23 protein-coding genes and 1 tRNA gene are annotated in these 25,947 nt (G+C 67.2%); 5 read left to right on the top strand and 19 right to left on the bottom strand.

Annotation, left to right across the window (positions count from 1 at the left end):
- Position 1: 1 nt before the first annotated feature.
- From BKN51_RS28495 to BKN51_RS44500, 3 genes are all read right to left on the bottom strand, one after another.
- Complete coding sequence (locus tag BKN51_RS28495; RefSeq protein ID WP_158255727.1) at positions 2-3,052, bottom strand: condensation domain-containing protein; 3,051 nt, start codon at positions 3,050-3,052, stop codon at positions 2-4.
- Positions 3,053-3,099: 47 nt separating this feature from the next.
- Positions 3,100-4,896: a non-ribosomal peptide synthetase gene (locus BKN51_RS28500; RefSeq protein WP_233222963.1), complete on the bottom strand. Its 1,797-nt coding sequence runs from the start codon at positions 4,894-4,896 to the stop codon at positions 3,100-3,102.
- Between the two features lie 138 nt (positions 4,897-5,034).
- Entirely contained in the window at positions 5,035-5,310 is a 276-nt protein-coding gene (locus BKN51_RS44500; protein WP_233223037.1) for a hypothetical protein, read from the bottom strand.
- Here BKN51_RS44500 and BKN51_RS28505 point away from each other — a divergent pair.
- Both BKN51_RS28505 and BKN51_RS28510 read left to right on the top strand, forming a co-directional pair.
- On the top strand, positions 5,218-5,595 hold the full coding sequence (locus BKN51_RS28505; protein WP_233223026.1) for a cupin domain-containing protein: 378 nt from the start codon (positions 5,218-5,220) through the stop codon (positions 5,593-5,595). The genes BKN51_RS44500 and BKN51_RS28505 overlap by 93 nt on opposite strands.
- A 130-nt stretch (positions 5,596-5,725) precedes the next feature.
- A complete protein-coding gene (locus BKN51_RS28510) occupies positions 5,726-6,292 on the top strand; it encodes a GNAT family N-acetyltransferase (RefSeq protein ID WP_101610576.1) in 567 nt (188 codons plus the stop codon).
- A gap of 33 nt (positions 6,293-6,325) precedes the next feature.
- On the opposite strand, the gene BKN51_RS28515 is transcribed toward BKN51_RS28510, so the two are convergent.
- Positions 6,326-7,282 (bottom strand): ParB/RepB/Spo0J family partition protein, encoded by a 957-nt coding sequence (locus tag BKN51_RS28515; RefSeq protein ID WP_101610577.1) that lies wholly within the window; start codon positions 7,280-7,282, stop codon positions 6,326-6,328.
- Positions 7,283-7,625: 343 nt separating this feature from the next.
- On the opposite strand from BKN51_RS28515, the gene BKN51_RS28520 reads away from it, so the two are divergent.
- A complete protein-coding gene (locus tag BKN51_RS28520) occupies positions 7,626-8,594 on the top strand; it encodes a LysR family transcriptional regulator (protein ID WP_199192892.1) in 969 nt (322 codons plus the stop codon).
- On the opposite strand, the gene BKN51_RS28525 is transcribed toward BKN51_RS28520, so the two are convergent.
- The 5 genes from BKN51_RS28525 to BKN51_RS28545 form a co-directional block, all read right to left on the bottom strand.
- Entirely contained in the window at positions 8,542-8,874 is a 333-nt protein-coding gene (locus tag BKN51_RS28525) for a RidA family protein (protein WP_199192890.1), read from the bottom strand. The genes BKN51_RS28520 and BKN51_RS28525 overlap by 53 nt on opposite strands.
- A gap of 336 nt (positions 8,875-9,210) precedes the next feature.
- Positions 9,211-9,284, bottom strand: a tRNA-Leu gene (locus BKN51_RS28530).
- Between the two features lie 137 nt (positions 9,285-9,421).
- Positions 9,422-10,750 (bottom strand): NAD(P)/FAD-dependent oxidoreductase, encoded by a 1,329-nt coding sequence (locus BKN51_RS28535; protein WP_101610579.1) that lies wholly within the window; start codon positions 10,748-10,750, stop codon positions 9,422-9,424.
- A gap of 84 nt (positions 10,751-10,834) precedes the next feature.
- Positions 10,835-11,527 (bottom strand): uracil-DNA glycosylase, encoded by a 693-nt coding sequence (locus BKN51_RS28540; protein WP_101610580.1) that lies wholly within the window; start codon positions 11,525-11,527, stop codon positions 10,835-10,837.
- Positions 11,524-12,204 (bottom strand): endonuclease V, encoded by a 681-nt coding sequence (locus BKN51_RS28545; protein ID WP_101610581.1) that lies wholly within the window; start codon positions 12,202-12,204, stop codon positions 11,524-11,526. The genes BKN51_RS28540 and BKN51_RS28545 overlap by 4 nt, the downstream gene beginning before the upstream one ends.
- A gap of 28 nt (positions 12,205-12,232) precedes the next feature.
- Here BKN51_RS28545 and BKN51_RS28550 point away from each other — a divergent pair, with 28 nt between their 5' ends.
- Together BKN51_RS28550 and BKN51_RS28555 are read left to right on the top strand one after the other, a co-directional pair.
- Complete coding sequence (locus tag BKN51_RS28550) at positions 12,233-13,729, top strand: S10 family peptidase (RefSeq protein WP_101610582.1); 1,497 nt, start codon at positions 12,233-12,235, stop codon at positions 13,727-13,729.
- Between the two features lie 352 nt (positions 13,730-14,081).
- A complete protein-coding gene (locus tag BKN51_RS28555; protein ID WP_233222961.1) occupies positions 14,082-14,834 on the top strand; it encodes a hypothetical protein in 753 nt (250 codons plus the stop codon).
- A 95-nt stretch (positions 14,835-14,929) separates the two neighbouring features.
- Here BKN51_RS28555 and BKN51_RS28560 read toward each other — a convergent pair whose 3' ends face one another.
- From BKN51_RS28560 to BKN51_RS28605, 10 genes are all read right to left on the bottom strand, one after another.
- Positions 14,930-16,651, bottom strand: a complete 1,722-nt coding sequence (locus BKN51_RS28560; protein WP_101610584.1) for a S8 family serine peptidase — start codon at positions 16,649-16,651, stop codon at positions 14,930-14,932.
- Between the two features lie 76 nt (positions 16,652-16,727).
- On the bottom strand, positions 16,728-17,726 hold the full coding sequence (locus tag BKN51_RS28565) for an ABC transporter ATP-binding protein (RefSeq protein WP_101610585.1): 999 nt from the start codon (positions 17,724-17,726) through the stop codon (positions 16,728-16,730).
- The gene (locus tag BKN51_RS28570; protein WP_101613508.1) at positions 17,719-18,720 is read right to left on the bottom strand and encodes an ABC transporter ATP-binding protein; all 1,002 of its coding nucleotides are present in this window, start codon (positions 18,718-18,720) and stop codon (positions 17,719-17,721) included. The genes BKN51_RS28565 and BKN51_RS28570 overlap by 8 nt, the downstream gene beginning before the upstream one ends.
- A 5-nt stretch (positions 18,721-18,725) precedes the next feature.
- Positions 18,726-19,679 (bottom strand): ABC transporter permease, encoded by a 954-nt coding sequence (locus tag BKN51_RS28575; protein ID WP_101610586.1) that lies wholly within the window; start codon positions 19,677-19,679, stop codon positions 18,726-18,728.
- Positions 19,672-20,598: an ABC transporter permease gene (locus BKN51_RS28580; protein WP_101610587.1), complete on the bottom strand. Its 927-nt coding sequence runs from the start codon at positions 20,596-20,598 to the stop codon at positions 19,672-19,674. Before BKN51_RS28580 ends, BKN51_RS28575 begins: the two co-directional genes overlap by 8 nt.
- Positions 20,599-20,691: 93 nt before the next feature.
- Positions 20,692-22,308: a peptide ABC transporter substrate-binding protein gene (locus BKN51_RS28585; protein ID WP_101610588.1), complete on the bottom strand. Its 1,617-nt coding sequence runs from the start codon at positions 22,306-22,308 to the stop codon at positions 20,692-20,694.
- A 257-nt stretch (positions 22,309-22,565) separates the two neighbouring features.
- Complete coding sequence (locus BKN51_RS28590; RefSeq protein WP_101610589.1) at positions 22,566-23,519, bottom strand: Ppx/GppA phosphatase family protein; 954 nt, start codon at positions 23,517-23,519, stop codon at positions 22,566-22,568.
- Positions 23,520-23,594: 75 nt separating this feature from the next.
- On the bottom strand, positions 23,595-24,791 hold the full coding sequence (locus tag BKN51_RS28595; RefSeq protein ID WP_101610590.1) for a lytic transglycosylase domain-containing protein: 1,197 nt from the start codon (positions 24,789-24,791) through the stop codon (positions 23,595-23,597).
- Positions 24,792-24,975: 184 nt separating this feature from the next.
- A complete protein-coding gene (locus tag BKN51_RS28600) occupies positions 24,976-25,491 on the bottom strand; it encodes a DUF501 domain-containing protein (protein WP_369862179.1) in 516 nt (171 codons plus the stop codon).
- An 18-nt stretch (positions 25,492-25,509) separates the two neighbouring features.
- Positions 25,510-25,872 carry an FtsB family cell division protein gene (locus BKN51_RS28605; RefSeq protein ID WP_101610591.1) on the bottom strand — a complete coding sequence of 121 codons (363 nt, stop codon included), beginning with the start codon at positions 25,870-25,872 and terminating at the stop codon, positions 25,510-25,512.
- Positions 25,873-25,947: the final 75 nt, after the last annotated feature.

A 25,947-nucleotide genomic window follows, 5' to 3' on the forward strand; every position in this document is an offset into this window, starting at 1 on the left:
TTCAGTTCCCCTTATTCGCTTTCGCATCCGGATCAGCCGTCAGGTTCATCGCCTTCGTCACGAGCGCGGCGAGGAGGTCGGTGATGGTGTCTTCGTCGAACAGGTCGGTCAGATAGGAAGCGGACAGCAACAGGTCGTCGGCGAGTTCGGTGACGGTGAGCTCGAACTCGTACTTGACGTGCAACGGCCGCAGCGGGAGATAACGGGCTTCGATGCCGGGAGACAGCTCGGCGGGCGACGGCACACCATCGGCCGAAGCGAGGTACACCGGCGTCACCGGCGGCCGGTCGAGGCCGCGGTCGGGATGCACCGCCGACGCGATCGCGTCGAACGGCACGTCCGCGTTGCGGTAGCAGGAAACGCTCGCCTCACGGACCCGGCCGAGCAGCTCCCGCCAAGTGGGCTCACCGCTCGAATCCACCCGGAGCACCAGCGTGTTGACGAACATGCCCACCGCGTTCGCGGACTCCGGCGCGTCCCGGCCCACCCAGGGGATCGCGAACAGGAAGTCCCGTTGCCCGCTCCGGCCGCCGAGGGTGCTCGCGAGCAGCGCCGCTGTCGCCATGAAGGTGGTACAGCCGAGTTCGCCGCAGACCTCGCGCAACCGGGCCGTCAGTTCTTCCCCGAGATTCACCCGGCGGGACGCGCCGAGGGTCGGCTGGGTGTTCGTCCGCTGCCGATCGTACGGGAGCAGCACATCGGTCGGGGCACCGTCCAGTTCGGACACTCGCACGGCGGCCCGCTCTTCCCGCGACGCGGCCGCCGGAGAATTCGAACCGTCCACTTGGGACGGATGGACGGGTGCCGGAAGCTCGGCGGGCCTGCCTTCCCGCTCGGCCCGATAGGCCTCGGCCAGCTGCTCGGACAGGATCTGCTGTGACCACCCGTCGTTGACGATGTGGTGCGCGCTGACCACGACCAGCGTCCGGTCTTTCCGCGTGATGACCTCGGCGCGCGCGAGCGGGCCCGTCGCCAGGTCGAACCCGTCCCAGCTCACCTTCGCCAGCCGGGCCTCGAGCCGGGCGTCGTCCCACCGTTCACCGTCGCTCACCATGATCTCGGGGGGCGGCGAGTCCGTGCGGTAGAAGAGCCGCCGCAGCTTCCGGTCGAGCTCGAACCGGGAACGCAACGCGGGATGGCGGCCGAGGACCTGCTGGATCGCCCGGCGGAGCGCGTCCTGGTCGATCGCGCCCCGCAGTTCGATCACCATGGGGAGCACGTAAGCCGACCGCAGCCCGGCGATCCGGTCGAGGAACCAGAATCGCTGCTGCACCGAGGTCGCCGGGTACCGGTCCGCCGGATCCGGTGCCGCGCCGCCGGTCTTTTCGGCCGGCGCGTCGGCACCCGCGGCGAGCAACCGGCCGAGCCCGGCGACCGTGGGGTCGGCCAGGAAGTCGGCCGGGGGCACCCAGACACCGTGGCGCCGCTGAGCCTCGGAAAGCATGTGGACCGCGAGCAGGGAATGTCCGCTGAGGGAGAAGAAGTTCGTCTCCGGAACCAGGTCCGCGACGGTGAGCGTCAGATCTCCCTTGGCCACCTTGGGCAGCACGTCCACGAAGAGGTCCGCGGCCCACCGCTGCTCCTCGGTGAACTCGCCCCGCCAAACCTCGGCCGGAGGCCACTCGGGCTCTTTCTCGACGTCCTCCGGATCCGGCTCCCAGCCCGCCAGCCTGCCGTCGACGTCGTCGATCCCGGCGAGCAGGTCGCGAACGGTGCCGCCGGGTTCGGCCACCGCCTTCGTGAGAACGGCCAGGAAATCGTCGCCGACGAACCGGCCCATGCCGCCGGGGTGGCGATCGGTCGCGAACTCGACCATGCCGGTGATCTCGTCCTGTGCCTCCTCCAGCAACAGAAGGAGATCGAACTTGGCCGTACCGGTCGGAAGCTGGACCGGCGGAGTCCACAACTCCGGAGCGGGCGGCTTCGGCGCCGGCACGTTCTGCAGCGCGAATCCCACGTCCACCAGTCCGACGCGGGCGCCCTTCGCCGCGGCGACCTCAGCGGTCAGCTGGTTGAACGGGATCCGTTGGTAGGTAAGGGACCGGAACGCCTCTTTCCGGGTATGCCCGCAGAGTTCGGCGAACGTCCAGTCCGTTTCCGAACGGCATTTCAGCGGCACGGTGTTGACGAAGAACCCAGCCAGCTTCTCCAGGTCCGGATGCGGGCGGTTGGCGGCGAGCGTCCCCACCAGGAATTCCGGCTGCCCGGACCATCGCCGCAGCACCAGCTGAAACGCGGCGAAGAGCAGCACATACGGTGTCGCGCGCAGGGTCTTCGCCAGCTCTCGCAGGTTCGCGACCACCGGTCCGGGCACCGTGAAGGTGTGCTGAGCGCCGGGAACAGAACCTTCCGGGGAGCCCGCCCGGCCCCGTCGGCCGGTGAGGTTCACCCCGCCGGGCACGGTCAGCAGATCCGCCGCACGGTCGGCGACCCGTTGCCGCAGCTCGGGATCGGCGCCCGCCGCGCGGTCCCACACCGCGAAATCGGCGTATTGGACGTCCAGCCCGGGCAACGACGCCGGCCGTCCCTCGATCGCGTCCTGGTACGCCTTGCCGAGATCTTCCAGCAGCACCGCGATCGACCAGCCGTCGACGGCGATGTGGTGGATCACCAGCAGGAGCGCGTCCCCGGACGGAGCGCCGCGCCACACCGTACAGCGCAGGAGCGGACCCGCGGCCAGGTCGAACGGTTTCGCGGCTCGTTCCTCGGCTTCCGCGCGGATCCGTTGCCCCGCCTCCGTGACGCCGCCGAGCTCGATCACCTCGATCTCGGCGGCTTCGGCGGCTTCGGCGTCCCCGACCACCTGCACCGGCTGTCCATTTCGGACCTGGTACGTCGTGCGCAGGATCTCGTGTTTCGCCACCACGGCGGTCAAAGCGGCGCGCAGCGCTTCGGGTTCCGCCCGGCCGCGCCAGTTCATCAGCATCGGAACGTTGTAGGTCACCGAACCCGGTGTCGTGGCGTCGATGAACCACAGCCGTTCCTGTGCGAACGACAGCGGCGCGACACGAGCGCCCGACCGGGTCAGGGCGGGCAAGGTCGAGTTGGTCAACGGTTCCCCCGGTGGTTCGTTGCTCCGTGGACGCGGATGGCCATCGGTTACGACGCCGCCGTGCGGACGTGGACCGCCAGCGCGTCGAAGGATTCGGCGAGGAGTACGTCCGCCGGTTCCAGCGGAACCGCGTACCGCTGCTGGATCCGGGACGCGACCTGGACGGCGAGGACGGAATTCCCGCCGATGTCGAGGAAGTTGTCGGCGGCGGAGAAGTTCGACCTGCCCAGCACGTCTCGCAGGATTCCCTTGACCTGGGCCAGAACCGGGTCGTCGGAAGGATCGTCTTCGACAGGTTCGTCGCGGCCCGCATCGGCGAACAACGCGACCATCCGGGCGCGGTCCGCTTTCCCGGTCGCGCCGACCGGCAGCTCGGGCAACACGTGCCAATGGGCCGGAATCATGTAGCCGGGCAGTTTCGCGGTCAGTTCCCCCGCCAGCGCGTCGGTCGGGTCTTCGTCTGTTCCCTTGGCGGGCAACAGGAACGCGACCAGTTCGGCGGACGCCCCCTCACCCACCTTTTCCACGAACGCGGCATCGACGAGACCCGTGGAAACCGCGACCCGCTCGATCTCCTCCAGCTCGATCCGGAAGCCGCGCAGCTTGATCTGCCGGTCCTTCCTGCCGAGCATTTCCAAGGCACCGCCGGCGACCTCGCGGACCAGGTCGCCGGTCCGGTACACCCGCTCACCGCTGGACGGCGCGATCACGAAGCGTTCCGCGGTGAGTTCGGGGCGGTTCAGGTAGCCGGTGGCCACCCCTGGCCCACCGAGGCACAGCTCGCCCGATTCCCCGGCGGCCACCGGGTTCAGGTCTTCGTCCAGTACGTGGACCGTCGTCTTCTGCAGGGGGTACCCGATGGGGATCCGTTCGGCACCGGCCAGGCTTTCGGTGGTGCAGGCGAAGAAGGTGGCGAAGGCGGTGGCCTCGGTCGGCCCGTAACCGTTCACCAGCCGGGCGGGCGGCCGCGCGGCGAGCACCCGCCGGACCGCGGCGAGGTCGAGCTGTTCCCCGCCGACGACCAGGTTCTTCATCGAGCCGAAAGCGTCAGGACGCTCCCAGGCCACCGTGTGGAACAGCGACGTGGTGAGGAACATCGTGGTGATTTCCTCGGTGCGCACCAAATCCGCCCAGGTGTTCATGGTGACGTCGGTGAGCAGGGGAAAGGGCACGATGGTCCCGCCGGAGGTGAGCGTGCTCCAAATCTCGCAGGTGGTCACGTCGAAGGCGGGATTGCACGTGTTCGCGACGCGATCGCCCGGGTCGATCGTGCAGTAGTTCGGCTCCACCACCAACCGGTTCACCGCGCGATGCGGGATGACGACGCCTTTCGGCCGTCCGGTGGAACCCGAGGTGTAGGTGACGTAGATCGGATCCTCACCGGCCGCGGCTTCCATCGGTGCCGTCGAATCCGTCTCGCCCCGCTCTTGCGGCACCGAAAGCACCCGCACACCGGAAGGAAGAATCGCCCGGCGTCCGGCTTCGGCCTGTGGGGCGCAGATCAGCACCCGCGAACCCGATTCCTCGACGATATCGGCGATGCGTTCCGCGGGAGCGTGGACGTCCAAGGGCAGGTAGGCCGCGCGGGCCCGGACGACCCCGAGAAAGGCCACCACCAAGTCGAGGGAGCGTGGGAGATCGACCGCGACAAGATCGCCGGGGCGCACGTCTTGGGCCATGAGGATCTCGGCGAGCCGCCCGGCGTGCTGCCAGAGCTCACGGTAATTCATCGACCGGCCGGTGACCGGTTCGCGCACCGCGCAGGTCTCCGGCCGGCGCTTTACCCATTCCTCCACCAGGGTCGCTATTCCCTTGCCGGAGGCGGGCGCCGAGAAAGAATTCACCAGAGAAGGTTTTGTCCTTGTCGCGTGTTCGGCAGACCCCATGAAGCAACATCCCCCAGAACATGATTGAACAGATCAGAACCTTGCCAGGCAGTAGAAGCCCGCCTGTTTCACCGCACCCCAGCCCCGATCGCCAAGCTAGGTGATGCGGGCGGTGCCATCAATACGCCAATCGAGGCAAGGATTCTCCCGCGTCGCACCCAAGGCGGTCACACCATGCGGATCATGGATATCTTTTGCCGCATGACACTTCCCGCGATCTTTCTTCGCGCCTCGGACAAAGGTGAAATACTCACCTACGGTGACGGCAATGTCTCTTTGGTGCTGGCTTCCGGAGACGCGACGGGCGGAGCGTTCTCCGTTGTCGAGCACCGGCTTCGGCCCGGTGCGAGCGGCCCGCCACTGCATCGCCATGAACGCCTATGCGATTCCTTCTATGTATTGGAAGGAACAGTGACCCTGCGCATCGGAGAGCGCACCGTTTCCGCGGGCCCTGGCTCGTACGCCTGTTTTCCTCCCGGCGTCGCGCACTGCTACCGCAACGACACCGACGCCCCGGTGCGCATGCTCAACATCAACGCGCCGGGCGGCTGGGACCGGGTCCTGCGCGCGCTGGTCTCCGCCGGCGGCGACCGGCCGCTCGACCAGACCGAGATCGGGCGCATCTCCGCCGAGCACGACATGATCGTCCTGGAATAGCGCGGGCCGGTGTTCGACCGGGAACTCTCCCCACTCGAACACGAACGGGCCGGGATTCCCCGCCTTTTTCTGCGGTAACGTCCAATCAACCGATCAAAACGAAGTCAACCGATCAAAACGGAGGATCGCCTTGCTGCGTCACCGCCTCGCCCCGGACGCGGATCTCCGCGCGCTCGAACCCTGGCTGGCTGCCGAATTCGCCGCCTACGTCCACCGGGCCCGGGAACACCTGGCGCCGTGGCTGCCCTGGGCCCGGACCATCGTCGACGAGGAGACCGCCCGGCAGTTCCTCCAGCGGTACGCCGATCAGCAGGCCTCCGACGGCGGACGGATCTACGGGATCTGGCTGGACGGCGAACTCGCCGGCGGCACCCTGTTCCGCATCTTCGAACCCCGGACTTCGACCTGCGAGATCGGCGTCTGGCTCTCGCGGGAAGCGCAAGGACGCGGGCTGATCCAGCAAACGGCCAGGCTGATGATCGACTGGGCCGTCCGCGAGCGTGGGATGAACCGCGTCGAATGGCGCACCTTTCCGGCGAACGACCGGAGCATCGCCGTGGCGCGGCGGCTCGGGATGAAGCACGAAGGCACACTTCGCGAGGCGTTTCCCATGGACGGCGTCGGTCAGGACATCGAGGTGTGGTCGATCCTCGCCGCCGAGTGGCGGGCGGCGAACCCGCCCGCCACGTCCGGCTGAGCGAGCTCGCTCAGCGGCCGCCGGGAAGCACGCTCACTCGGCGGCCGCCGGCCTTTCCGGCCGGTGCTGCTCCAGCTGACGGGCGAACTCGCGCCAGGATTCGGCGCAGCTACGGGCGATGTCCGCCACCGCGACACTGCAGTGCTCGGGGATACCGTCGACCAGCCTGTCCCAGCCCTTCGTCCCGAGTACATGGACATCGAGCAACCGGAGCACGGTGCGTCCCGCTTCGGTGAACCGCAAGGACGGGTCCATGCGCAAGGCCTCCAAGGCCGCGACGGCGTCCTCGGCGAGCGAATCGGCCGTATACCCGTCACCGGCCTCGGAGGCCGCCTGGCCGCGATGCGGCGGAGCCGGGAACTTCTTGGCACGACGCTGCCGCAACGGAACCGGATCCTGACCACGCCGAAGCCGTTCGCGCACATCCCTCGCCGTGCTCACGGAGACGCCCGCGGACTGCGAGATCTGACGCAACGGAGCCTTCGGGTCACTGGCGATCAGGTCGCGTGCGCGGAGGCGGCCCTGTGCGGCGTTGAGCGGGCGGACGCGCCCGTCCAGGCCGACCCGCGTGTCCGGTTGCGGGACGTCCCCCGCCGAACGGGACCGGATGGCGGCCACGGTCTTGTGCGCGAGTCCCGTGGACTCGGCGATCGCGCGGTCCGACAGATGCGGATGGGAGCGGATGATCCGTGCCGCCGCGGACGCGCGATCGATGGGGGACAACGGCAGCCCGTGCGTGGAATTGAGCCGGACCGCCAGCAGGAACGCGTCCAGGTCGGTACCGTCGAAATACCGCACCGCGATCTGCTCTTCACCACGGAGCACGGCCGCCCGCAACCGGTGCATCCCGTCGATCACCCGCATCGTCACGCGATGCACGACGATCGGCGGCAAACTCGTGTCCAGCTCCGCCAGCTCACGCACATGCTCCACGTCTTCGCCACCGATCCTGGGCGAATCGGAGGGCAGCAGTGAGGCGATCGGCGCCATGACGACAGGGCCCCGATCATCTTCATGCCCGTATTCCCCGGCATCTCCGGTATTCACGTCCAAGACCTGTCCCCCGTCGAATCCCACGTTGGAAACGTCCGACCCGGATACCGCCCCCAAGACGGCATCTGACCTATGACTATCGTTTGACGCACCGAAAAGGAAATCGGTTGCCCTCGAAGGAAAAATTCCCCACCGGCGCGCGTTTCCCTTACATCCAACCAGATTCGTGTACTTCACCCTCCCACACCGGCCCCGGCACCACGCTCGGCTGCCCCCTCCTCTGCCCTTTCGTCGCCGAAGTCAAGCCGTCGCGTCCACGAACGGCGTAAGATCGATCGCTGTGCCTTCAGAGCTACCGGACCCGGTTTTGCTGCGAACGTTCGTTTCGGTCGCCGAACGCGGATCGTTCACCGCGGCGGCCTCCGCGGGTGGATACACCCAGTCCGCGGTTTCACGGCAAATGGCTTCCCTAGAAGATGTTTGGGGGGTGGAACTGTTCGCCCGGCGGGCTCGAGGAGTCCGGCTCACCCCGGCCGGAGAACATCTGCTGCCCCACGCGAAAGCGCTCCTCGAACGTTTCTCCGACACCATTCGCGCACTGGACGCCGTCCGGCGGCTCGACGTCGGGCACTTGCGGATCGGCGCTTTTCCCACCGCGAACCTGGCGCTGGTTTCCGGCGCGCTGAAACGTTTCCAGTCCCGGCACGAGGGAATCTCGCTGGCGCTACAGGAAGGGACCACCGAGCGCCTGCTGCGCCTGTTGGGTGCGGGCGACCTGGACATCGCCGTGGTCAGCACCCACAAGAATCCCGATCTCACCGGCATCCACCTGGATCATCTCGTCGAGGACCGGATACACGTCGCCCTGCCCGGAGAACATCGGCTGGCGTCGCGGGACGAGGTCCCCCTGGCCGAACTGGCCGACGAGCACTGGATCGTCGCGGACACGGTCGAAGCCGTGTCCGCGCTGCAGGCCACCTGCGCCACCGCCGGGTTCATCCCGCACACGCCGCTGCGCGCCGGCGAGTGGATGGTCAAACTCGAACTGGTGGCCGACGGGCTCGGCGTGGCCCTCGTCCCCGGCATGATGACTCCCCACATCCCGGCGAGGATCGCCGTGCGGCCGCTCGCCCCCGATCCGCCGAGACGGACCGTGTACGCGGCGGTTCCCCCGCACGCGCACCGATATCCGGCGGTGTCCGCGTTCCTCGAGGATCTGCGTTCCGTGGCCGCCGATCTGGCGAAGACCCCGGACCTCACGCCGGAAGCGAAACGACGAGATCGACTTCCAAAAGCGCGTCGGGATTGAACAGCCTGCTCACTTCGACGGTGGTGCTGGAGGGCGGCGTCCCGGTCAGATGTTGTTTACGAATGGCCAAGTAGCCCTGCAATTGGTCCATGTCGGTCAAGAACGTCCGGATGTTGACCACGTCGTCGAAACCGGCGCCGTGCGCGGCGAGGATCCTGCCGAGAATGTCGAAAACCTGCTCGGTTTGCTTGCCGACGTCGCCCTTCCCCACCAGCGCGCCTTGGTCGTCGACGGCGATCTGCCCGGAAACGTACAGCAGGGCGCCGGAGTCTCCATTCACGCGAACGGCGTGAGAGAAGGCCCCCGGAGGCGGCGCGGGTACGCCGGGCGGGTCACTGTGCACAATACGAGGCATTGCCGGACTCGTTTCGATCGACGCGGGCTCGCGGGCGGGAATCCTTTATGGCTACCGGAAATCCGCCGGCCGCTATGTTTCGGCCGACGGGTCCAGGTCATCGCACGACCACCTTATGGTCGTCCGCGGCACGCGACCAACGAGCGTTTCTCATGGCAATCATGCGAGATCGGCATGGCTCATCGGGGAATCGGTTCAGTTGAATTTTCATCCGACCGGCCACACTAGCCTGCCGAAGCGGCTTCGTGAGGATGCTGTTTGTGCCCCGGACGGGGATCGAACCCGCACTGGGTCGATTTTAAGTCGACTGCCTCTGCCAGTTGGGCTACCGGGGCACAGGCAAGCCTAGGCGATGCCCCGGGCGGGTGGTCACCGAGGCCAGGGGCTAGTTCGCCTGGCACACCCTGAACGCCGTGAAGGCCTCCTTCCCTACCTTGAGAGTAGGGAAGGAGGCCTTCACGGAGCTACGAGCTCAGGACTTCGACAGCCTGTCGAACTCTTCGCGCGGGTTGTTGATCTGGCCGAGCGAGATGACCTCGCGCCGGAACAGGCCACCGAGCATCCAGTCGAACAGGATGCGGATCTTGCGGTTCCACGTCGGCATCGCCTTGAGGTGGTACGCGCGGTGGAAGAGCCAGGCCGGGAAGCCCTTGATCTTCAGGTTCAGCGCGTCGGCGACACCCTTGTGCAGGCCGAGGCTGGCCACCGCGCCCAGGTTCTTGTGGTAGTAGTCCTTCGGCTTGCCGCCGCGGATCACCTTGATGATGTTCTTCGCCAGCAGGCGCGCCTGGCGAACGGCGTGCTGCGCGTTCGGCGGGCAGGTCGCCGTCGGGTCCTGCTCGGTCCGCGAGAGGTCCGGCACGGCGGCGTTGTCACCGGCGGTCCAGACGTCGGGGTGCCCGACGACCTGCATCGCGGCGGTGGCCTCGACGCGGCCGCGCTTGTCCAGCGGCAGGTCCGAGCTCGCGAGCACCGGGTTCGCCTTCACACCGGCTGTCCAGATGATCGTGTCGGTGTCGAATTCGGTGCCGTCCGAAAGCACGACGTGGCCGTTCTCGAACGACTTCGCCGCTGTCGACAAATAGACCTCGATGCCGCGCTTCTCGAGCTGCTCGACGGTGTACACACCGAGCGTCTCGCGCACCTCGGGGAGGATCCGCCCGGCCGCCTCGACGAGCACCCAGCGGATGTCGTCGACCTTGAGGTTCGGGTAGTAGTTCTCCACCGCGAAGCGGGTCATGTCCTCGAGTTCGGCGAGCGCCTCGATACCGGCGAACCCGCCGCCGACGACGGTGAACGTCAACAGGCGCTTGCGCTGCTCGGGGTCGAGCGTGCTGGCGGCCTCGTCCAGCTTCGTCATGACGTGGTTGCGCAGGTAGATCGCCTCGCCGATGGTCTTGAAGGCGATGCCTTCCTCGACCAGGCCCGGGATCGGCAGGATGCGCGCGACGGCACCGAGCGCCACGACGAGAACGTCGTAGTTCAACTGCTCGACGTGCCCGTCGGCGGCCTCGACCGTGACGGCCTTGCGCTCGTGCTCGATCTTCGTCACGCGCGCGGTGAGCACGTGGCAGCGCTTGAGCACGCGCCTCAGCGGCACGACCACGTGCCGCGGTTCGATCGCACCGGCCGCCGCCTCGGGCAGGAAGGGGGCATAGGTCATGTGCGGCTGCGGATCAACGACCGTCACGGACGCTTCGTTGGCCCGGAGCATCTTCTGGAGCCCGTACGCCGTGTAGAGCCCGACGTACCCACCACCAAGGACGAGGATCCGTGTCGGTTCCGACTTAACACCAGCCATATTTCTATAGTCGCACCCATGCGCTGAGATCGCTCGTGTACCCCATCCCGCTGTGACCAGCGTCGCCACGGTTTCCGCACCGATTCAGTTCAGGCCCGCCGCCGAGGTCGCGGAGGCCATGACGTCGCACACCATGTCAAGGGTCAGCCTCCCGGTCTGGACATTGCGCTGCGACACGTGGTAGCAGCCGAAGAGGCGCAGGTCGCCGAGCCGCACCTCGGTCCCGTGGCCGAATTTCGGGCGTGGCGCGGGCACCGGCCAGCCCGCCTCGGCGAGCACCGGCAGCAGCGCCTGCCACCCGAACGCGCCGAGGACCACGACGGCCTTCAGCGTCGGTTTCAGCAACGCGAGCTCGTCCGCGAGCCACGGACGGCAGTTGTCCCGTTCCTCAGGTTCGGGCTTGTTCGCGGGTGGCGCGCATCTCACCGGGGCGACCATCCGGGTGCCCCTCAGTTCGAGACCGTCACCCGGATGGGTCGACGTCGGCTGCGAGGCGACGCCGACCCGGTGAAGAGCCTTGAACAGGACGTCACCGGAGGGGTCGCCGGTGAACATCCGGCCGGTCCGGTTTGCACCATGCGCCGAGGGGGCGAGGCCGACGATCGCCAGCGACGCGTCCGGCGGCCCGAAGCCGGGCACCGGCCGGGCCCAATAGGTCTCGTTCGCGAAGGCCGCGCGTTTGACCACGGCTATCTCCTCGCGCCACGCGACCAGCCGCGGGCAGGCGCGGCAGCCGACGACCTCGGCGTCGAGTTCGGCGATGGAGCGGAACCTCATAACGCCTCCTTCAACGCGTCTCGGGCGAGGCGGTCGGCGTGCCGGGTCGTCTCCGGCTGACGGAACGCGGGCGACAACCGCAACACCTGGCGGCACGCGTTGTCCAGGGAGATCTTGTGGCCGATGGAGACGTAAACGGGCTTCACGCCGTCCTGGGTGCGCAAGACCATGCCGACGACCTCGCCGTCGTCCACGAGGGGTTCCTTGGCGCCGCGCTCCCGGCCCGGCTCGCCGTGCTCCCCGATGAAGCGGGTCTTGCCGACGCCGAGGGTGGGCAAGCCGGTCACGACGCCCAGGTGGCACGCCAGCCCGAACCGGCGCGGGTGAGCCAGGCCGTGCCCGTCGCAGACCAGGAGGTCCGGCGTGTGGTCGAGCGCGCGCAGGGCTTCGAGCAGCGGCGGCAGCTCACGGAAGGCGAAAAGGCCCGGTTCGTAGGGGAACGAGACCTCGGAGACGACGGTCCACTGTTCCACGACGCTGAATCCGGAGGTCTCGAGCGTGACCGCCGCGGCGGCGATGAGGCCGCTGCCCTCGTCGTAGGCGACGTCCAGCCCGGTGACCGTGACGATCTCTTGTGGACATCGATCCTCGGGATCGACCAGGCCACGCAGGGCTTCCTGGATCCCGATCGCTTCGGCGACCGTATTCGGCCGATCATGCGCAGAGACGATGTCCACCCGTACAGAGTGCCAGTAGGTTGGAGGCATGCCGGACACCAATCCCGAGGAAAAGGCCACCGACGAGAAGGACACCCCGTCGGTGGAAGCCAAGGTCGAACCCATCGACGACCTGGTCACCACGAAGCACACCCTGACGCTCAAGCGCAAGAAGCTCGCGTATACGGCCCAGACCGGGCGGATCGTGCTGCGGAAGGAGGTCACCACCGACGGCAAGTCCGAAGGCCACCAGGCCAAGGCCGAAGTGTTCGTGACCTCGTACACGCTCGACGACGCCGAGCCCGGCTCGCGCCCGGTCACGTTCGCCTTCAACGGCGGCCCCGGCTCCGCGAGCATCTGGCTCCACCTGGGCCTCCTCGGCCCGCGCCGCGTGCTGTCCGGCGACGTCGACGACCCGGCGGCGCCGCCATACGGGCTGACCGACAACCAGGAAACCCTGCTCGCGCACAGCGACCTGGTGTTCATCGACCCGGTGTCGACCGGCTACTCGCGCGCCGTGGACGGCGAGAAGGCCAAGGACTACCACGGGTACACGGCCGACATCGAGTCCATCGGCGAGGTCATCCGGCTGTGGGTCTCGCGCAAGCAGCGCTGGCTCTCGCCGAAGTTCCTCGCGGGCGAGTCGTACGGCACGCTCCGCGCGGCCGGGCTGGCGGCGCACCTGCAGGAACGTCACGGGATGTACCTGAACGGGCTCCTGCTGATCTCGTCCGTCCTGGATCTGGGCACCCTGCGGTTCACCGAAGGCAACGACCTGCCGTATTCGCTCTACGTGCCGACGTACGCGGCGATCGCGCACTACCACGGCCTGCACGGCGAACGCCCGCTCGACGACGTCCTCGCGGACGCCGAGGACTTCGCGGCCAAGGAACTCCCCTGGGCCCTCGCCCGCGGCGCACGTCTGTCCACACAGGACCGCGCCGAGGCCGTCGCGACACTCGCTTCGCTGACCGGACTGAGCGAGTCCTATGTGGACCGGGTGAACCTGCGGATCGAGCACGTCCGGTACTTCACCGAACTGCTGAGGAACAAGGGGCTCGTCGTCGGCAGGATGGACGGCCGGTTCACCACCTGGGAGCCGGACGGCGGCCGCGAGCACATGAGCGACGACCCGTCGATCTCGCGGATCATCGGCGCCTACTCGGCCGGGCTCAACCACTACGTGCGCGCCGAACTCGGCTACGAGAACGACCTGCCGTACGAGGTCCTTTCGACGGACGTCTTCAAGGCCTGGTCGTACTCCGACTTCGAGGGCCGCTCCGTGTCCTCTGTGGACTCTCTCGCGACGGCCATGCGGATGAACCCGCACCTTCGCGTGCACGTCGCCTTCGGTCACTACGACGGCGCGACTCCTTACTTCGCTTCGGAGCACGTCCTCGCGCAACTGCAGATCCCCGAGGAACTCCGGGAAAACATCGACACGGCCTACTACCCGGCCGGGCACATGATGTACGTGCACGAGGCTTCGCGGGTCCAGCAGTCGAAGGACCTGGCCAAGTTCGTGAAGGCCGCCTCAGCCCGCTAACCCCTCCCCCACGCGCGCTCAGGCCAACTGCCTCAAGTGCAATGAAGGGGACTTTCATTGCACTTTTCGCAATGAAAGTCCCCTTCATTGCACGACTGTCGCGAGTTTCGTCGGACAGTCTCTTCATGATGAGCGTATGCACCTGAACAGAGCAGTATCCCTTGATTCGTCCCTACGAGAGCACAGCAAGAAGGGCGTCATCCAGGTGGCGACGCTCGAAGCCTTGGGAGTACCGCAGAGCACGTCATATCGAAGATGCCAGCCTGGCGGGCGATGGACACACCTCCTACCAGGCATTGTGCTGTTGTCCAGAACCGTTCCGACAGCAAGGCAACGGGTCGAAGCTGCACTGATGCACGCAGACGGCCTCGGAATAGTGACGGGGTTCGAGGCAGCACGACGCCACGGGCTCAGACAGATCCCCGAGAGCGGCTCCGTCCATGTACTGATCCCCCAACGTCATCAGATCAAGAGCGCCAAGTTCACCATCGTCGAACGAACGATCCATTTCCCGCGCCCGTGGGTACTCGAAGGAGTTCCTCTGGCTCCGCCTGCCCGCGCGGTCATTGATGGGGTCCGACGTCTTCGGGAGGCAGATCCGGTCAGGGCGCTCCTGATCGAAGCCGTCGAAAGTGGGCTTTCCACGCTGAGGGAGTTGCAAAACGAACTCGAGTCCGGCAGCAAGCGAGGTACAGCCCTTCCACGAGCAGTCCTCCGGGAGATCGACCTAGGAGTGAAGTCCGTCCCGGAAGCCACGGCGCTGTCCTTGTGGAAGGAGGCCAAACTGCCTCCCGCCGAACAGAACGTCAAGACCTATGACTCCCAGGGCAACTACATCGCGATGCCGGACAACTGGTGCGACCGAGTGGGCATGGCCTGGGAGATCGATTCCTGGTCGTTCCACTTCGGCAAGACCGGGTTCGCGAAGACCCTTCATCGCAACAACAGATATGCCGCCGCAGGGATCGTGGTCGTCCAGACACTGCCCTCACGACTGCTCGACGAACCCGCCAAGGTCGTCGCTGAACTCCAGGCGGCCTTCCGAGCAGCCGCGTCTCGGCCACGCCCGGACGTGACGGTAGTGCGGCCGGCCCGTGCAGCCTAGACAGGCCGTCACGCAATGAAGGGGACTTTCATTGCAAATTTTGCAATGAAAGTCCCCTTCATAGCACTACAGGAGCGGTACCCAGGAGCGAGAGGTCAGCCCCGCAGGTACTGGGAACCGCGGGTCACAGCCGACCAGGCGTCAACCGCACCATGGCCATAGAAACCGTTGAACGAAGCGTCACCCGTGCAGGTGGCGGTGAACGACGCGTCCCGGCCTTCCTTCAGGTAGTCGACGGTCCGCGGCACCGGGCAGGCGATGTCCGAAGCCGTGCCCTCGAGCACCCGCTGCACCGCGTCCGGGTTCATCCCGAAGTCGCGGGAACCCTTGCCGTACTGCGAAACGATGAGCGCCGCGACACCGGTCGCGTGCGGCGACGCCATCGACGTCCCCTGCAGCCACTGGTAGTAGCCGACGCGGCCGTCGGCGGCGGTCGCCTTCTGAACTCCGGCGGTGACACCGTCGGGCGTGATGTTCCCGGCCGCGTCGATGTTGCCTTCCGCGACGCCGACGTTGCGCGGGTAGGTCGAGAGGATCTGGTTCTCGACCGTGCGGTACCACGGGGTGCCGAAGTAGTCACGGAAGTATCCGCCGGGCGCGGAGACCGAGATCTGCTCGACGCCGTAGTTCGAGTAGTCCGCCTTCGCCTGCGACGGGCCGAAGGACGAGACGCCGATCGTGTGCGGGCCTTCGATGGGCAGCGAGAGGCAGCTCGCGTTGTCGATCTGCCGCGAGTGCGTGCTGCCCGACGGGTAGCCCGGGCTCGACGCGTCCGGCTGCGGGGCGGCGAGGTCGCTGTGCTGGTTGCCCAGCGAGACGACCTGCGTGACGCCCTTGCGGTACGCGTAGTTCAGCGCACGGGTCGTCGCCTCGATGATGGTGCGCTGCTCGGCCTGCTGCGCGGGGGTGTCCGCGGCGTTCGCGGAGCAGTTGTACAGCCAAGGATCCGTGTAGAAGCTCATGTTGACGACGTCCACGCCGGCGTCGCCCGCGTAGGTGATCGCGTCCACGGTCGACTGCAGGAAGAAGAAGCCCGAGTCCTGGCCGGCGCGGATGTTCACCAGCGTCACGTTCGGCGCGACACCCGAGACGCCGAAGCCGTTCGCGGCGGCGCCGATGGTTCCGGCGACGTGCGTGCCGTGCCCGTTGTCGTCGTGGTCCGCCGGGTCCTTGCAGCTGCGGAACTCACACGGACCATCGACGACGGCGCCGTTCACGTCGGCGACGATGTCCTTCGTGAAGTTCCGCGACGCGGCGAGGTCGAAGTTCGGCGCGATGTCCGGGTGGCTCGCGTCGACACCGGTGTCGATGATGCCGACCTTCACCCGCTTGTCGCCCGGCTGCTTGGTGCGCGAGAGGTCGGAACGGACGGACTGGAGACCCCAGAGCTGATCGTCGAGGGGGTCCATGCCGACGGCCTTCGGCTTCGCGGGCTTCTTGGCCGACGCGGCGCCGCGGCTCTCCTTCTCGACGACGTTCGGCTTGACCTTCGCCTTGCCGTTCTTCGGCGCGGTGCCGATCGGCTTCGCTTTGGCCGCGCCGAAAACGGAGCGATCGGCGGAGACCCGCTCGGCGAACCCGTTGGCGGGCGCCGACGCGGTGATCAGGCCGACGGCGGCGTTGCTGGTCACGACGGTGCCACCGGCGGCGCGGATCGCCTTTTCCACCGACGCGACGCTCTGGCCTTCACGGGCCAGAACGGAGAATTCGGTCGCCGCACCGGAAAGCTGCGGCTGCGCGGACGCCACCGGAGCCGCGACGATAGCGCCGAACAGCGGCACCGCGAGCGCGACGACAAGAGATCTGGATCTTTTCATTTCCTGCCTCCTGAAGAAAACGATTCATGAAAACTACGTCAGTGATCTCACACGATCAACGAAGTCCCTACCAAAGTCAGGGGACGACAGTTTTTTCCTCCGCGAAATGACAGGCGGACAAATGCCCACCGGTCCGCGTGATCAGTTCGGGTTCCTGATCCGCGCAAAGGTCCTGCGCCTTCCAGCAGCGGGTACGGAACCGGCAGCCCGACGGCGGGTCCAACGGGCTCGGCACGTCACCCTCCAGACGGATCACCTGCCGCTGCCCTCGCAACGTGGGATCCGCGACCGGCACCGCGGACAGCAGCGCCTGCGTATAGGGATGCGACGGATGCTCGTAGATCTCCTCTTCAGTCCCCATTTCCACGATCTTCCCGAGATACATCACCGCGACCCGCGTGGAAAGGTGACGCACCACGGACAGGTCGTGTGCGATGAACACATAGGAAAGGCCGAATTCCTTCTGCAATTCACCGAGCAGGTTCATCACCTGCGCCTGGATCGAAACGTCCAGCGCGGAAACCGGCTCGTCACAGATGATGACCTTCGGCCGCAAGGCCAGCGCCCGCGCGATCCCGATGCGCTGACGTTGCCCGCCGGAGAATTGGTGCGGATAGCGGTTGATGTGCTCGGGATTCAGCCCGACGACGTCGAGCAGCTCCCGCACCTTCGCCGCCCGCGAACCCTTCGGCGCCACCTCGGTGTGGATCTCGAAAGGCTCGCCGATGATGTCGCCGACGGTCATCCTCGGGTTCAGCGAGGTGTACGGATCCTGCAGCACGATCTGGATCTCGCGCCGCAGCTTCCTGAGTTCGGCTCCCCGCAACGCGAAGATGTCACGGCCTTCGAAGGTCGCGAGCCCGCCCGTGGGTTCCTCCAGCCGCATCAGCACCTGGGCCAAAGTGGACTTACCGCAGCCGGATTCTCCCACCACACCAAGGGTTTCCCCCGGCATGAGATCGAAGGAAACCCCGTCGACAGCCTTCACGTGGCCGATCGTGCGTTTGAAGAGGACCCCGGCTCGCACCGGGAAGTACTTCACCAGGTTTTCGACGCGCAGAATGGGCTCAGACACGGCCGCTCACCACCTCGTCGGCGAAGTGGCAGGCGCTGACCCGGCCGAAGCCGAGGCTGTGCAGGGCGGGCCGTTCGGACTCGCACCGGCTCTCCGCCCGGGGACAGCGCGGATGGAACGGGCAGCCGGGCGGGACGTTCAGCAGGCTCGGCGGCAGGCCCTTGATGGTCTCCAGCGTCTGTCCTTTGAGGTCGAGCCGCGGCAGCGAGGCCATCAGCGCCTCGGTGTAGGGATGCCCCGGCGAGCGGAACAGTTCGGCGACGTCGGCCTGTTCGACGATCCGGCCCGCGTACATCACCGCGATCCGGTCGGCGACCTCGGCGACCACCGCCAGGTCGTGGGTGATCAGGATCAGCCCCATCCGCCGTTCGGCCTGGATCTCCGCCAGCAGGTCCATGATCTGGGCCTGCACGGTGACGTCGAGCGCGGTCGTCGGCTCGTCCGCGATCAGCAGATCGGGGTCGAGCGCGAGCGACATGGCGATCATCGCGCGCTGCCGCATCCCACCCGAGAACTGGTGCGGATACTCGCGGATCCGCCGGGCGGCGGCCGGGATGCGCACGGTGTCGAGCAGTTCGATCGCCCGCTTGCGCGCGTCCTTTTTGGACATCCCGAGCCGGACCCGCAGCTGTTCCTCGATCTGGAATCCCACGGTGAAGACGGGATTCAGCGCGGAGAGCGCGTCCTGGAAGATCATCGCGATCTCCCCGCCCCGCACTTCACGCCGCCGCTCTTCGGTGGCGGTGAGCAGATCCTCGCCGCGGTAGCGGACGGCGCCGCCGGTGACGACGGCGGGCGGACTGTCGAGGATGCCCATCACCGTCTGGGCGGTGACGCTCTTGCCCGAACCCGATTCTCCCAGCACGGCAAGGGTTTCCCCGGCGTGCACGGAATAGTCGACGCCGTTGAGCACCGTCGCGACGCCGTCCGAAGTCCGGAACTCGACGTGGAGGTCCTCGACTTCGAGGAGCAGTTCGTTTTCAGTGGAGGACAAGCCGATCACCGGGCCTTCGGGTCGAGCGCGTCGCGGATCCCGTCACCGAGCATGACGAACGCGAGCACGGTGACGGTGACGAACCCGGCGGGGAACAGCAACATGTGCGGATTCACCCGGAAGTAGTCCCGCGCGTCGCTGATCATCACACCCCACGAAACGACCGGTGGCCGCACGCCGACACCGAGGTAGGCCAGTGTCGCCTCCGCGCCGATGAACGCGCCGAGCGCGATGGTCCCGTAGACCAGCACCGGGGCGACCGTGTTGGGCAGCAGGTGCCGGAACACGATGCGCGGGGTGCTCGCGCCGAGCCCGCGCGCGGCCTTGACGTAGTCGAGTTGCTTGGCCACCAGCGTCGCCGACCGCATGATGCGCATCGCGACCGGCCAGCTCAGCGCCGCGATCGACACGACCACCTGCACGATGATGGTGACCGCGCCGGGGTTCGTGCCGGGCGCGTTGAACGTGGTCAGGATGACGATGGCGCCGAGCACGAACGGCAACGCCGCGAAGATGTCGCCGATCCGGGAGAACAGGCTGTCGACGAGACGGCCGTAGTACCCGGCGACGATCCCGACGATCGAGCCGATCAGGATCGTCAGCACGGTCGCGAAGACACCGACCAGCAACGACGCCCGCGCACCGTGGATGGTCCGCGCGTAGACGTCGTAGCCCTGGTTGTCGTAGCCGAACCAGGCGTCCGCGGACGGCCCTTCGTTGGCGTGGGTCAGATCGCTGAACCCGGCCGCACGCGAACTGAACAGGTCGGGAGCGATCGCGACGAGCACGACGAACGCGATGATGACGGCGGAAATGACGAAGGACGGCTTGCGGCGCAGGGACCGCCAGGCGTCGCCGCCGAGACTGCGCGGCTTGTGCGCCACCGCGGAATCGTCGGCGACACCGGCGGCGGCGACGTCCACGGAGGACACGCCGCCGGCCACGTTCGGGTCAGTCATAACGGATCCTCGGGTCGAGAACGGCATAGAGCAGGTCGACGGTGAGACTCACCAGCAGATAGACCATCACCAGCAGGACGACGACGCCGGTGACGGTGGCGCCCTCCCGGTTCTGGATACCGCGGAAGATGAGCCCGCCGATGCCGTTGATGTTGAACACGCCTTCGGTGACGATGGCCCCGCCCATGAGCGCGCCGATGTCGGTGCCGATGAAGGTCAGCACCGGGATCACCGAGTTCCGGAGCAGGTGAACACCGACGACGCGGCTGCGCGGCTGTCCTTTCGCGACGGCCGTGCGGACGTAGTCGGCGTGCCGGTTCTCCGCGATACTCGTTCTCATCAGCCGGGCGATATAGGCCATGGACAGGCTGCCCAGCGCGATTCCCGGCACGATCAGTTCGCCGACCGTGGCGTCCTCGGACACGCTCGCCTCGATGAGGCCCAGTTCCGAACCCAGGATGATCTGCAGCACGATCGCGGTGACGAACACCGGGATCGAGATCAGGAACGTGGTGGACATCAGCACGAGGTTGTCGAGGAAACCCTTGCCGCGCAGGCCGGTCAGGATGCCGGCGGAGAGCCCGATGATCGCCTCGATGGCCACCGCGATCAGCGCGAGCCGCACGGTCACCGGATAGGCGTTCCCGATCAGCTCGCCGACCGAGACGCCGTTGAAGGTCTCGCCCCAGTCACCGGTGAACAGGTTCCCGAGGTATTTGAAGTACTGGACGAAGATCGAATCGTCGAGGTTGAACTTCGCGGTCATCATCTCGATGTAGGCGGGCGGGCAGGCGACCTGACCGCATTTGCCGGCGAACGGGTCACCGGGTACCGCCCACACGAGCGCGTAGATGAGGAAAGTGGTGCCGAAGAAGACCGGGATGAGCTGGAGCAGTCGACGGAGGATGTACTGGGACATGGGCGTGCCGTCCTGGAGATCGCGTGGTGGGAGCTGGGGTTCCGGCCGGCCGGGAGCGGTGATCCGCCACTCCCGGCCGGCACGACCACACGGTTACTTCGCGGCGACCTCGATGGACGAGTAGTCCGCGAGACGGCCGTAGTCGAGCTTCGCGACCTTGAGCCGGTTCGACTTGCCGCCGACGCCCTTCTCCTCCCACACGGGGATCTGCGGCAGATCCTTCGCGATCTGGTCCTCCGCCTGCTGGTACAGCTTGATCGCGGCCGCCTTGTCGGCGGTCTGGTCCGCCTGCTTCAGCAGCGCGTCGACGGCCGGGCTGTTGTACGTCGAGTCGTTCGACGAACCGGTGCTCTTGTAGCGCGGGTTCAGGTAGTTCTCGATCGACGGGTAGTCGGCCGACCAGTCGGAACGGCCCATCCCGGTCAGCTTCCGGCCGTTGACGATGCTGCGCCACTGGCCGAAGTCGGTCGCCGGGACGAAGTCGCATTCGACGCCGAGCGCGTTCTTGATGCTGTTGCACGCCGCGACCAGCGGCTCCTTACGGCCGCCGTCGGCGTTCGACGCGATGGTCAGCTTGCCGGTGTACCCGGACTTCGCCCAGTACTCCTTGGCCTTCACCGGGTCGAACTTGCAGAACTCGCAGACGCCCGGCCGGTAACCCTCGATACCGCGCGACACGTAGCCGTCGGCCGCCGCGTAGGTGTCGTTCATGACGGTCTTGACGATCTGCTCGCGGTCGATCGCGAGCGCGATCGCCTTGCGCAGGTCGAGGTTGTCGTAACCCGGGACGTAGTACGGGATGGCGAGCGCGGCGATGCCGAGCAGCTTGCCTTCCACCAGACGGTCACCGAGGTCGGTCTTGTACTTCCCGCCTGCCTTCGCCGCGGGCGGGAGCGCCTCCATGAAGTCGAGGCGGTTGCTCAGCAGGTCCTGGTACGCGGTTTCCTGGCTGGTGTAGATGCGGACTTCGAGGTCCTTGAACTTGACCTTGTCCTCGCCCTGGTACTCGTCGTACCGCGTGAGCTTCATGTTCTGGTTCGGCGTGCGCGAAACGAACTTCAGCGGTCCGTTCCCGATCGGGGCCTTGGCGAACGCCTCCGGGTCGGCGAAGAACTTGTCCGGCAGGGGCGCGAAGGCGAGGTAGCCGATCTTGGTGGCGAACACCGAGAACGGGCCCTTCAGGGTGACCTGGAACTCGTAGTCGTTCACGACCTTGAGCCCGGACATCTCCTTGACGGCGGGCTCTTTCGCGCTGATCTCGTCGTAGCCCTGGATCTGCTCGAAGAAGGACGCGTTCTGCATGCCGTTCTTGCCGTTGGCGCTGTAGTTCCACGCGTCGACGAAGTTCTTGGCCTTGACCTCGGTCCCGTCGTGGAACTTCCAGCCCTTTTTGATCTTGATGTCGAAGACCTTGGAATCGGTCGTGGTGATCGATTCGGCCATCAGGTTGTACGGCTCGGCGGTGTCGGATTTGTAGCCGACCAGCGCCGAGAAGACCGGCTTGAGGGCTTTGGACCCGCCGAGTTCGTTGGTGTTGGCGGGGATCAGCGAGTTCTCCGGCTCGGTGCCGTAGACCGAAACCGCCGCGTTGGCGTCGGTGGCACCGGATCCCTTGTCTTCCTTGGACCCACCACCTCCACAGGCCGTCAGCAGCAGGGCCGCCGTGGCCACCACCGCCGTCGCTCCCCAGAACCCGCGTGAAGCCCGCATGTCCCCTCCAACTCTCGTCGTCGGATAGTCCGGCGAGCGCTGGTCGCGCCCTACCGCCCAGAAGGTGAGACGACGCTATGGGACAGGTGAAGCCGATCACAGTGCGTTGGCGTTGCAAATGTGTGACGGTGTGCCGGACCACCCGGTTAGAGCACAACGTTGGTAGGAACAGGGTTGCGCCGAACGGCCTAATCCGGACTGGAGGTCACCACTTGATCACCGAAAGAAATGGCTTCACGTAAGAGAAAACCGGGCGATCAGGCCAGCGACAGGGCGATCCCGTCGAGGATGTCGTGCTCGGAGATCACCAGTTCGCCGGGACCACTGCGCGTGGCGAACTGCTCGGCCAGCACCTGCACGATCACCGAGCCGCCGCCGATCACGTCGACCCGGCCGGGGTGGATCACCGGGTTCGCGGCGCGGGTCGCGTGGTCGGCCGTGAGGAGCGACTGGGCGACGCGGTCGATGTCGGCGCGGGAGAGCTTGGAAAGGTGGGTGCGCTCGGAGTCGTACTCCGAGAGGCCCTGCGCCACGGCCGTCAGGGTCGTGACCGTCCCGGCGACACCGATCCAGGTCTTGGCGGTGGACACGTCCACGACGTCGAAGGCCTCGGCGAGCACCTTGGCGGCCAGTTCACGGGCTTCGGCGATCTCGTCCGCGGTCGGCGGGTCGGACTTCAGCGCGCGTTCGGTGATCCGCACGCATCCGATGTCGACCGACTTCGCCGCGATGACCTCCGCCTTGCGTCCGTCCCAGGTGCCGACCACGAGTTCGGTCGAGCCGCCGCCGACGTCGACCACCACGAAGGGACCGTCGTCGGGATCCTGCTCGCCGACGGCGCCGGTGAAGGACAGCCGCGCCTCTTCGTCACCGCTGATCACTTCGGCTTCGGTTCCGAGCACCTCGCGCGTCATCGCGAAGAACTCGTCGCGGTTGCTCGCGTCGCGAGTCGCCGACGTCGCGACCATGCGGACCTTCTCCACACCCTTGCGGCGCGCGGCGATCGCGTAGTCGGCCAGCGCCTTGCGGGTGCGCTCGAGCGCCTCGGGGGCCAGCTTGCCGGTGGCGTCCACACCCTGGCCGAGGCGGACGATCCGCATCTCGCGGTGCAGGTCGCGCAGGTCGACCGTCCCGTCGTGACGCGGGGTCAGCTCGGCGACGAGCAGGCGGATGGAGTTGGTCCCACAGTCGATCGCGGCAACACGAGGCATGCCTGGAGATTACAGCGGAGCGAAGCTTCTCCCCTGAGGGTGGTGGCAGGGGCATGGATGGATAGACAACCCCGGTCAGGTGGGGTCGGGGGCATTGCTGCTCGATGACACCGTCGTCGTCGTTGTGGTCGTCGTCGGCGAGGAACAGGTCGTCGGCGGCGTGGTCGGGGCCGTGGTCGTCGCGCTCGTGGTCGGACTCGGCACCGTCTCCGTCACGGTGGAAGTCGGGCACTGCGGCGGCTTCGAGCTTGTCGGCGGTTTCGACGACGAAGAAGAAGAGCTCGTCCCCGGCTGGGTCGAAGACGGCGGAGGCGTCACCGAACCGGGCGGTGTCGACGGCACCGGGGGCGGCGGCACCGAGGCGGGCGGCGGGGCGGCCCCGGCGTTCGGCGCGCCGATCGGCACCCTGCTGTCCGGCGTCGGCAGCACACCCGTGCGGTAGGCCTCGGCCCAGATCAGCACGGTGTTCACGTAGGTGTCGGAGTTGTTGTAGCGGAAGACGGCCGCGCGCAACTGGTCCGGTTTGGACAGATCGAGCCCACCGGAGCACAGGTACCGGCCGGTGCCCAGCGCCGCGTCGAAGATGTTGTTCGGATTGGACTCGCCGTCGCCGTTGCCGTCGGAGGCGTAGCCCTTCCAGGTGGAGGGGATGAACTGCGTGGGGCCGACGGCGCGGTCCCAGACCGTGTCGCCGTCGTACTTGCCGCCGTCGGTGTCCGGGATGGCCGCGAACGGGCCGGCGCCGTTGAGCTGCGGGCCGAGGATCGGTTCGAGGGTGTTGCCCTTGGCGTCGACGTAGCCGCCGCGCGCGTGGTTGGACTCGATCCGGCCGATACTCGCGATCAGCGCCCAGTCGATGTGACAGCCGGGCTGTTCGGCGATGAGGATGTCGGCGGCGTTGCGGTAGGCGGCGAGCGCGGTGACCGGGATGCCGAGTGGACCGTTGGGGAGTTCGTCCGCGGGGAGCGGGAGCGGCGTCGGCGCGTTCGGCAGGCTGCCGTCGACGCCGATCTGGTGGACGAGCGGGTTCTTCGGGTCATAGCCGCCGACGAGGGCGACGTTGTCCGAATGGATCGTGCTCGCCGTCGCGGCCCAGCTGCCGGCACCGACGACCGCGGCACAGGCCGGGACGATGGCGAGGACACCTCCGGTCACCGCGGCGATCGTGCGGTGCCGGAGACAGAGTCTCCGGGCGGCTCGAGGTACGTGTCTCAGGCGAGAGCCCATGGATACAGCACCGGTCACCGCGCCTGGCACGTGCCTCACGCGCATACCTCAGAACCCTCCCGGCGGATCACGACTCGGCGATCCGTTACTTGCCCACCCCGACAACCCGCAACTGGTGCACAGCCTGCCGCATGCGGTGACCGGTTTCACCCCATAGGGGAGGACCAGTTGGTCGACAACGGGTGAATTAACCCACCTGGAGGAACTATCTGTACAGCAGGGGCCGGTGTTACCCCTGGCAGTCACCCGACGGCCAGCCGTTCGCTTTGAGCAGCGCGAGGGTTTCGTCCCCGAACGGGTTCACCCCGGGGCCGACGGCGAGCGTGTGCGCCAGGTGGACGTGCAGGCATTTGACGCGTCCGGGCATCCCGCCCGCGCTGACCTCGTGCCCGAGTGAATCGATGGCGTCGCGTTCGGCGAGGTAGCTCTCGTGGGTCCGCTGGTAGGCGGCCGCCAGCTCGGGGTCCTCCGCGAGCCGGTCGGTCATCTCCTTCATCAGCCCGGACGCCTCGAGCGTGCCGACCATCGAGGTCAGCTTCGGGCAGGTCAAGTAGTAGAGCGTCGGGAAGGGGGTGCCGTCGTCGAGGCGGGGGCTCGTCTGCACGACCGACGGGTGACCGCTCGGGCAGCGCGCGGCGACGGCACGCAGCGCACGGGGTACCCGGCCGAGCTGTTCCGCGATGATCTCGCGGTCGGCGTCGGTCACAGGGTCGTATGAAGACTTTTCCGTGCTGTTCACGCCCATAAGGCTAAAGGGAGAGCTTCAGTCGCCCGCGACCTGATCCCACAGCTTCTCGTACCAGGAGCCCGCGGGCACCGGCTGCTGGCCTTGCGGCTGCCCTTGCTCGGGCGCCTTGTCCTCGGGGAGCTGCACGATGTACGGCGTCTCGCCGGGCTTCACGAAACCGAAGCGTTTACGCGCCTCCGCCTCGATCTGCGCGGGGTCGCTCAGCTCGGCCTTGCGGCCTTCCAGCTGGGCGACGCTCCGCTGCAGCTCGGACTGCAGCTGCTGCTGCTCGGTCACCTCGGACTTCTGGCTGAGGTACGTGCGCAGCGGGACGGCGATGGTGAACGCGAGCGCGCACACCACGATCGCCACCACCGCGGCCCGGCGGGTGGTGGACATGCCGAGCACCTTCGCGGCACCCGATGCCCGTTTCGCCGCCAGGCTGCGGCGCAGCCGGGTTCGGGCGCGGACCTC

Source organism: Amycolatopsis sp. BJA-103 (genome assembly GCF_002849735.1).
Taxonomy (GTDB): Bacteria; Actinomycetota; Actinomycetes; order Mycobacteriales; family Pseudonocardiaceae; genus Amycolatopsis.